We start from the raw sequence: 7,782 nt of genomic DNA, 5'->3' as shown, positions 1-7,782 counted from the left end.
CTGGACAACGCGGCGATGGAAAGCTTTTTTGGGACGCTCAAATCGGAGTACTTCCACCGTGAGCGCTTCGCAAGCGTGGCTGAGCTTAAGGCGGGGTTGGATGAATACATCCATTATTACAACCATGATCGAATCAAAATGAAGCTCAACGGCCTGAGCCCTGTGGCTTACAGGACTCAGGCTGAGATAGGCTAACCAACTGTCCAACATTTGGGGCGCAGCTCAGGATGAGTTGGGCTGGAGTGTTGTAGCTTGCGAGCCTTGGTTTTGTAGGAAATGTCTGGACTCTCCAGCTGGAGACTTCTGCAAGTTTAGTTATCGGACGTATCCTACGCGCTCTGCCGAAGTATCGCCGTTGTCTGGGAAATACCTCACGGATACCTTTGCCCCGTCGCTCTGGCGACCGGGTGTGAGAACCCGACTTTGAACCTAGCGGCTGCTCAATGGCGACCGTGCACGGGCAGACTTCGGTCTGGCCGGGCTTCCTATGTTCACTCGGTTTCTCACCCTGTGCACGGTTGCCGCCTTTGTCCCGTGAGAAGCATGAATGTGGCAACTCCTTTGAACATAGGGGTTTCATATGAAAACGATTGTTCCTGACCCACCCGTTGAAAGCGCTGTCACCACCGCAGGCGTAGAAACCTTCCTCCAAGCCGGCACCCCACCCGTAAACCTCCTTCGCGTTCAACCCGGCATCCCGGTGGATGCTGCGTACGAACATGTCTCGATCCTGATGGGTTACATCAGGCACCTGGTGCGTGAGGGGGACATGGAGGATGATCATAAGCTGCTCGGTGCTGCGGATTACCTCTGCGACATGGCCAACGCCTTGCTGAACGACATCGAAATCGCCAAAGGCAAACGCCACTAGCGAAGGCCCACCCGAACCTCGGCTGCATGGATGACGATAGGGCCAGGGTGCCAAGCGGATAGGCAACCCGTTTTCAGGCACCCGCCCAGTTCTTCGATAACGACCCGCAGAAAACAGACTTCAAAATTTCAAGGCTATGGCATGCACTGGAGCCATTCCCAATTCCGGCATGGCAACCCCACCCCCTACGCATCAAACCTCTCTGAAATCAACAAAAAATCGCCCCCGAAAAATTGCTTATGCACAAGCGGCATCGAATGCTTGTGCCAATGGCATAACTCAGGCCTCAACCAGCCGAATTTGCGCAAATGCCTGTTTTTGCTGGTCTTGAACGTGATTTTGGAATAAGCAAATCCATCTGGATGGCCGCGTACACCAACAGGTAACCCCAAGCTTGTTCACAGACTTATCCACAGGTTGTTCTGCGGCTATCTGTCGCGCTCGGCAAGGATCATCAGGTTGCGTGGGGTAAGGGTATAGTCGCAAAACACGCCCAAACGCACGTCATAGCCCTGTTCGGTCAGAAAAAGGGCACGATCCAATGCCAGCCAGAGTTCGAGCGGGCGGCGGAACAGGTTGCGCAGGCGTTCGAGGTTGCGTACCTGCGCCAAGCGCTCCCACCCTGCCGACTCCAAGGCCGCCCAGTCGATATCCCCGTGCAGCTCCAATTGCTTGAGCGCCGCCAGGTCACGGCAATACTGCTCGAAGGGCTTGGCCAGCCAGGCCACCGGCAGCGATGGCGTAGACAGGTACTGGTCGGTCTGGCGCTGCTGGCGTTGCAGCAGGTCGAAGCCCAGGCGGCGGGCCATGGACGTGTCGCGCTGGCGGCGTACGCGGGCGCCAGCGGTGACGGTTTCGCTCAAGGGCAGGCCAAGGTCATCCAGCGACAGCTGCAAGGCCGAGGCACGGGCAGCTGTGGATAACGCCTGGTTCTGGGCGGTGGCAATGCGGTTGTAGCAGCACGGGGCCACGGCCAGTTGTGGGCAGTTTTGCTGGCTGGCCAGGCGCAGCAGCTGAACATGCAGGTCGCCGCAGGCGTGCAGGGCGACCACGCTGGTGTCCGCATCCAGATGCTCGGCGCTGCCGGGGGCCATCACGTCCTGGTGGATGTGTTGCACAGGCAAGTGGTGATGGGCACTGAGGGCCTGGCCAGCAGCCACCAGCTCGGGGTCGTACTCCAGGCAGGTCAGGCGCTGGCCGGGTTGCAGCAAACGCCGGCCCAAATGGCCTTTGCCCGAACACCAGTCCAGCCAGTGACGCGAGGGTGCCCGGAAGGCGAGGTGACTGGCGAAGGCTTCGATCTGCTGCCATTTGCGGCCGGGCACATTGACGTCAAGCCGGTGCGCGGCAGCGGGGAGCGCAATGGCTGGCAGGTTACCCAGAGCGCTGAGCATCTGGGCGGCATCAGCCAGCTGTGGATAAGGTGCGGGCAGTGCGTGTGGGTCGACGTCACCCTCGGCATCGGCCAGGGTGCTTTGGCGCAGATGTCGCGCCAGATCCGGGTAGGTGCCTTCCCAATCCAGGTGCAGGCGGGTGAACGGCCTGGGTTTCCACAGCGCCTGATGCTCGATCAAAAACCGATCAAGCGCCTGAAAGCGTTCGAGCAGAAGGTGGCTGTGGAGGGAGGTAGGCATTGGGAGCGCTGTCGATAGAAGGTGTTCAGGCCGTGCTGTCGGCTGAACCCGCTTTCACCCTTGCATCCACATGCTAGGCAAACACGGGCCAGCCGGCTGCGGCCGGTAAAGGATCAGCGCCCCTGGCAGGCGTCCACGCGCAACCAGCGCTCCAGCAGCTTGAAGCCCTGCACCAGCATGAACGAGATCAGCAGGTAGAACAGGCCAGCGGCGAAGAAGATCTCCACCGGCAAGTACGTGCGGGCAATGATGGTCCGCGCCATGCCGGTCAGTTCCAGCAGGGTAACCGTACTGGCCAGTGCGCTGGCCTTGAGCATCAGGATCACTTCGTTGCTGTAGGCCGGCAGGCCGATGCGGGCAGCCCGGGGCAGCATGATGTAGATCAGTGTCTTGGCCCGGGACATGCCCAGCGCCCGCGCAGCCTCGATCTCGCCCTTGGGAATGGACTGCAAGGCGCCGCGCAGGATTTCGGCGATGTAGGCGGCGGTGTGCAGGGTCATGGTCAGCACGGTGCACCAGAACGGGTCGCGCAGGTACGGCCACAGCGCGCTGGCGCGCACGGCGTCGAACTGGGCCAGGCCGTAGTACACCAGAAACAACTGCACCAGCAGCGGGGTGCCGCGGAAGAAGAAGATGTAGCTGAACGGCACGGCGCGCACGTACCAGTGCCGCGAAGAACGGGCGATGCCCAGCGGAATGGCCAGGATCAGGCCGGCCACGACCGCGATGGCCACCAGCTCCAGGGTCAGGGTAGCGCCCTGGGCCAGGCGTGGCAGCCACTTGATGATCACTTCCCAGTTCATTGTTCGGCCCTCGCGAAGCCGCGAGCGGCGCGTTGTTCCAGGAAATGCATGCCGGTCATGGCGATGACGGTCAGGCTGAGGTAGATGCAGGCCGCCACCATGTAGAAGGTGAACGGCTCCTTGGTCACGGTCACGCCGATCTGGGCGTGGCGCATGATTTCTTCCAGGCCGATCACCGACACCAGCGCGGTGTCCTTCATCAGGATCATGAACAGGTTGCCAAGGCCAGGCAGGGCGATGCGCCACATCTGCGGGAGGATGATCCGCGACAGGATGCGGCCCTTGGACATGCCCAGGGCCAGCCCGGCTTCGCGGTGGCCTTTGGGGATGGCCAAGATGGCGCCCCGGAACACTTCGGTGGCGTAGGCGCCAAAACACAGGCCAAGGGCAATGACGCCAGCGGCAAAGGCGCTGAGCTCAAGGCCCGGCATGTGCAGGGCTTCACCCAGGGCGTTCATCAGGCCCACGGTGCCGAAGTAGATCAGCAGCACCCACAGCAGTTCGGGAATGCCCCGTACCAGGGTCGAGTAGAAACCGCCAAGCCACTGCAACGGCTTGATCGGGGAAGTCTTGGCCAGGGCGCCGAGCAGGCCCAGCACCAGCCCTAACAGCAAGGCGCACAGCGCCAGTTTTACGGTCATCAGGGTGCCGGCCATCATGGCCGGACCGAATCCGTGCAAGTCGATATTCATGGCAGGTCATTCTAGGGAATGGCGCGCCACCGGGGCGCGCCAATCGGGGCGGATCATTCGATGCTGAACGGGAAGTACTTGTCGTTGATCTTCTTGTACGTACCGTCGGCCTTGATTTCGGCCAGGGCCTTGTTCAGGTCGTCGCGCAGCTTGGTGTCACCCTTGCGTACGGCGATGCCGATCTTGTCGCTGTCCATCACCGGCTCGCCCTTGAACTCGTAGTTCATGCCGTCCTTGCTCTTGAGCCACTCGTACTGCACGTACTTGTCGGCCAGGATGCCGTCGATACGGCCGGAGACCAGGTCCAGGTAGGCGTTTTCCTGGGTGTCGTACAGCTTGATGTCCACACCGCTGTAGTTGTCTTCCAGGTAGGTGCCGGCCAGGGTGGCGCGCTGGGTGCCGATGACCTTGCCCTTGAGCGAGTCTTTGTCAGTCTTGAAGTCGACGTTCTTCGGCGCGATGAACTGCAGCTTGTTGGAGTAGTACGGGTCGGTGAAGTCCACCGCCTGCTTGCGCTCGTCGGTGATCGACAGCGACGAGATCAGGAAGTCGAACTTCTTGGCGTTCAAGGCCGGGATGATGCCGTCCCAGTCGGAGGTGACGACCGAGCACTCGACCTTCATCTTGGCGCACAGGGCATCACCGATGTCCTTGTCGAAACCGACGACGTTGCCGCTGGCGTCCTTGTTGTTGAACGGTGGGTAGGCGGCTTCGATACCCATGCGCAGTTTTTCCGCGGCCATGGCATTGGCCGACATCACCAGGGTGGCAGCGGCTGCCAGGAGAAACTTCTTGTAGGTGTGCATGTATTGCTCCGTTAGCGGTGGCTGGACATGAATTGCTTGCAACGCGCCGAGGTCGGGTTCTCGAAGACCTGCTGCGGCGATCCCTGCTCTTCGACCAGGCCCTGGTGCAGGAAGACCACTTCACTGGACACCTGGCGGGCAAAGTTCATCTCGTGCGTCACCAGCAGCATGGTACGGCCTTCGTCGGCCAATGCGCGGATAACGTTAAGCACTTCCTGGACCATTTCCGGATCGAGGGCCGAGGTGGGCTCGTCGAACAGGATGACCTTGGGCTTCATGGCCAGGGTACGGGCAATGGCGGCGCGCTGCTGCTGGCCACCGGAAAGCTGGGCGGGGTAGCTGTGGCGCTTGTCGTAGATCCCCACCTTGTTGAGCAGCGCTTCGGCTGCCTCGACGGCCTCGGCCTTGCTTTGGCCAAGTACGCGGCGTGGGGCCTCGATGATGTTGTCGAGGATCGACATGTGCGGCCACAGGTTGAAGTTCTGGAAGACGAAGCCGATTTCGCTGCGCAGGCGGTTGATCTGGCGGTTGTCGGCAGCCATCAGGTCGCCGTTCTTCGCCGCCTTGAGCTTGAGGGCTTCCCCGGCCACGAGGATTTCGCCCTGGTGCGGGTTTTCCAGCAGGTTGATGCAGCGCAGCAGGGTGGACTTGCCGGAGCCGGACGACCCCAGGATGGAGATCACGTCACCGTCGCGTGCGGTCAGCGAAATGCCCTTGAGAATTTCCTGCTCGCCATAGCGTTTATGCAGGTTGCGGATTTCCAGCGCGGGCGTGGCCTGAGCCATGTGCGGTCCTCATGTGTTCGGGTGCGTTCCCAGCTGTTGGCGGCCTTCCTGGCGTGCGCCAAGCTAGCATAGCGGCATTATGACGGCCAACAGGGTCGCCGGGCACTCTGGGCATTGGTGGGGCAGTTTGTCGCATCGTTGCAGCGCAACGTCGCGCAGATGTCCACAAGGGAGGTTGCCCGGCACCAGAGCCATGATGAAAAAAGGCGCGATGGTGCCAGTTTTGACGGTTCCAGGGAAGCGCTTTCGGACCATGTGCCCGTGAAACCTGACTGTCCGGGCAGCCTGTCCAGCCACCCTGGTGCAGCCTTTTTGACCGCCGCCTTGGCCTAGGGTTGTACCGAAGGGTTGCGCCCTGTTTGCATTGTGATGGTGCGCAGGTGTTACCGAGGGGCACCTTTGGTGCATTTGTAAGTGAGTATTTCGGTAATGAGCGCTTTTCATGGCTAATCGGCCACGCGGTGGCGTTTTTTGCCCTAGCCCCCGCCGTTGTTGGTCTTGAGAGTGGTCTGGTCGAGCGCGCGTAGCACATGGCGCGGTTATTGCCAGTCTCCAATCAAGGGTTGCCGCTGTGCATGCTCCAGACGCGAGCCGCGCATCTGCAACCGACGTGATCTACTCCTTGCAAAGGTAGTTTTATGAGCGGCAACAATTCCAATGACCTCGCTCAGGGGCTTAAACAACGGCATGTGACCATGCTGTCCATCGCTGGCGTCATCGGCGCAGGCCTGTTCGTCGGTTCCGGCCACGCCATTGCAGCGGCGGGCCCGGCGGTGCTGCTGGCCTATGCAGCTGCCGGTACGCTGGTGGTGCTGGTCATGCGTATGCTCGGTGAAATGGCAGTGGCCTCACCCGACACCGGTTCGTTCTCCACCTACGCCGACCGCGCCATCGGGCGCTGGGCAGGGTTCACGATCGGTTGGTTGTACTGGTGGTTCTGGGTGTTGGTCATTCCGCTGGAAGCCAACGCCGCTGCAGCCATCCTGCATGCCTGGTTCCCGGCCGTGGACCTGTGGGCATTCTCCCTGCTGATCACCTTGGCGCTGACCGTGACCAACCTGTTCAGCGTGAAGAATTACGGTGAGTTCGAGTTCTGGTTCGCCCTGCTCAAGGTGTTGGCCATCATCGCGTTCATCGTGGTCGGTTGCGTGGCCATGTTCGGCCTGGTACCCACCAGCCAGGTCAGCGGTGCCAGCCACCTGTTCGACACCCAGGGCTTCATGCCCAACGGCCTTGGCGCCGTGCTGGCTGCCATGCTGACGACCATGTTCTCGTTCATGGGCACCGAGATCGTCACCATCGCCGCTGCCGAGTCCAAGGACCCGGGCAAGCAGATCAGCCGCGCCACCAACTCGGTGATCTGGCGGATCTGCCTGTTCTACCTGGTGTCGATCTTCCTGGTCGTGGCGTTGGTGCCATGGAATGACCCGGCGCTGGCCGAAGTCGGCTCGTACCAGACCGTACTCAGCCGCATCGGTGTGCCCAATGCCAAGCTGATCGTCGATATCGTGGTACTGATCGCCGTGACCAGCTGCCTGAACTCGGCGCTGTACACCTCCTCGCGCATGCTGTTCTCGCTGAGCAAGCGTGGCGATGCCCCGGCGATGGCCCAGCGCACCACCAAGGCGGCTACGCCATACGTGGCGGTGTTGCTGTCCACTGCGGCGGCGTTCCTGTGCGTCTTCGCCAACTTCCTCGCGCCGGCCCAGGTCTTCGAGTTCCTGCTGGCAAGCTCTGGCGCCATCGCGTTGCTGGTGTACCTGGTGATTGCCGTTTCGCAACTGCGCATGCGTGCCAAGCGCGAGGCCAGCGGTGAGCAGATCGCGTTCAAGATGTGGCTGTTCCCAGGGCTGACCTGGGCGACCATTGCCTTTATCGTGGCGGTACTGGGGGTAATGGCACTGCGTGAGGACCACCGCATCGAGATCATCGCGACGGCACTGCTGAGCATCGCCGTGGTGGCTGCGGGGCTGCTGGTGCACCGCAAGCGGGAAGCTGGCGGACGGGCGGCGGTGGTCAAGTAGGGCAGCGGCGACCGCTCGCTTGCCCTCTGGTGCAAGCAGCGGCTCTACGCGAAATCTGCAAGCTTGCACAATGCCATGTAGCGGTCCTTGCCGAGTGGCCGGGCCGGCCGCGACATATCTGCTCCGAAGCTGAAAACCTGGGGCCGCTGTGCGGCCCATCGCGGCAC

Annotated in this window: 8 protein-coding genes; 3 read left to right on the top strand and 5 right to left on the bottom strand. The window is 61.5% G+C overall.

Annotated elements, in window-relative coordinates; genetic code table 11:
* On the top strand, positions 1–195 hold a 195-nt coding region (locus ACF8R3_RS16640; protein WP_392515908.1), incomplete at its 5' end, for an IS3 family transposase.
* Between the two features lie 385 nt (positions 196–580).
* Positions 581–871 carry a DUF3077 domain-containing protein gene (locus ACF8R3_RS16635; protein WP_058639967.1) on the top strand — a complete coding sequence of 97 codons (291 nt, stop codon included), beginning with the start codon at positions 581–583 and terminating at the stop codon, positions 869–871.
* A 428-nt stretch (positions 872–1,299) separates the two neighbouring features.
* On the opposite strand, the gene ACF8R3_RS16630 is transcribed toward ACF8R3_RS16635, so the two are convergent.
* From ACF8R3_RS16630 to ACF8R3_RS16610, 5 genes are all read right to left on the bottom strand, one after another.
* Complete coding sequence (locus ACF8R3_RS16630) at positions 1,300–2,505, bottom strand: methyltransferase (protein WP_392515907.1); 1,206 nt, start codon at positions 2,503–2,505, stop codon at positions 1,300–1,302.
* Between the two features lie 113 nt (positions 2,506–2,618).
* On the bottom strand, positions 2,619–3,308 hold the full coding sequence (locus ACF8R3_RS16625) for an ABC transporter permease (protein ID WP_078477838.1): 690 nt from the start codon (positions 3,306–3,308) through the stop codon (positions 2,619–2,621).
* Complete coding sequence (locus ACF8R3_RS16620; protein ID WP_058606101.1) at positions 3,305–4,000, bottom strand: ABC transporter permease; 696 nt, start codon at positions 3,998–4,000, stop codon at positions 3,305–3,307. The genes ACF8R3_RS16625 and ACF8R3_RS16620 overlap by 4 nt, the downstream gene beginning before the upstream one ends.
* Positions 4,001–4,053: 53 nt before the next feature.
* A complete protein-coding gene (locus ACF8R3_RS16615; RefSeq protein ID WP_058639938.1) occupies positions 4,054–4,806 on the bottom strand; it encodes an ABC transporter substrate-binding protein in 753 nt (250 codons plus the stop codon).
* A gap of 11 nt (positions 4,807–4,817) precedes the next feature.
* Complete coding sequence (locus ACF8R3_RS16610; RefSeq protein WP_058606102.1) at positions 4,818–5,591, bottom strand: ABC transporter ATP-binding protein; 774 nt, start codon at positions 5,589–5,591, stop codon at positions 4,818–4,820.
* Between the two features lie 638 nt (positions 5,592–6,229).
* Between ACF8R3_RS16610 and gabP the strand changes: the two genes are divergently transcribed.
* Positions 6,230–7,615 carry a GABA permease gene (gabP, locus tag ACF8R3_RS16605; protein WP_196124525.1) on the top strand — a complete coding sequence of 462 codons (1,386 nt, stop codon included), beginning with the start codon at positions 6,230–6,232 and terminating at the stop codon, positions 7,613–7,615.
* Positions 7,616–7,782 lie beyond the last annotated feature (167 nt).

Origin of the sequence: Pseudomonas sp. FYR_7, from assembly GCF_043106155.1 — a bacterium.
Taxonomy (GTDB): Bacteria; Pseudomonadota; Gammaproteobacteria; order Pseudomonadales; family Pseudomonadaceae; genus Aquipseudomonas; species Aquipseudomonas parafulva_B.
The sequence above is the reverse complement of the archived record's forward strand: the minus strand, read 5'-3'. Positions and strand labels throughout refer to the sequence as shown.

What these genes read in the sequence shown, in the direction of transcription:
- ACF8R3_RS16635 (WP_058639967.1), top strand. Translation starts at nt 581, where the DNA reads ATGAAAACGATTGTTCCTGACCCACCCGTTGAAAGCGCTGTCACCACC.
- ACF8R3_RS16630 (WP_392515907.1), bottom strand. Translation starts at nt 2,505, where the DNA reads ATGCCTACCTCCCTCCACAGCCACCTTCTGCTCGAACGCTTTCAGGCG.
- ACF8R3_RS16625 (WP_078477838.1), bottom strand. Translation starts at nt 3,308, where the DNA reads ATGAACTGGGAAGTGATCATCAAGTGGCTGCCACGCCTGGCCCAGGGC.
- ACF8R3_RS16620 (WP_058606101.1), bottom strand. Translation starts at nt 4,000, where the DNA reads ATGAATATCGACTTGCACGGATTCGGTCCGGCCATGATGGCCGGCACC.
- ACF8R3_RS16615 (WP_058639938.1), bottom strand. Translation starts at nt 4,806, where the DNA reads ATGCACACCTACAAGAAGTTTCTCCTGGCAGCCGCTGCCACCCTGGTG.
- ACF8R3_RS16610 (WP_058606102.1), bottom strand. Translation starts at nt 5,591, where the DNA reads ATGGCTCAGGCCACGCCCGCGCTGGAAATCCGCAACCTGCATAAACGC.
- gabP (WP_196124525.1), top strand. Translation starts at nt 6,230, where the DNA reads ATGAGCGGCAACAATTCCAATGACCTCGCTCAGGGGCTTAAACAACGG.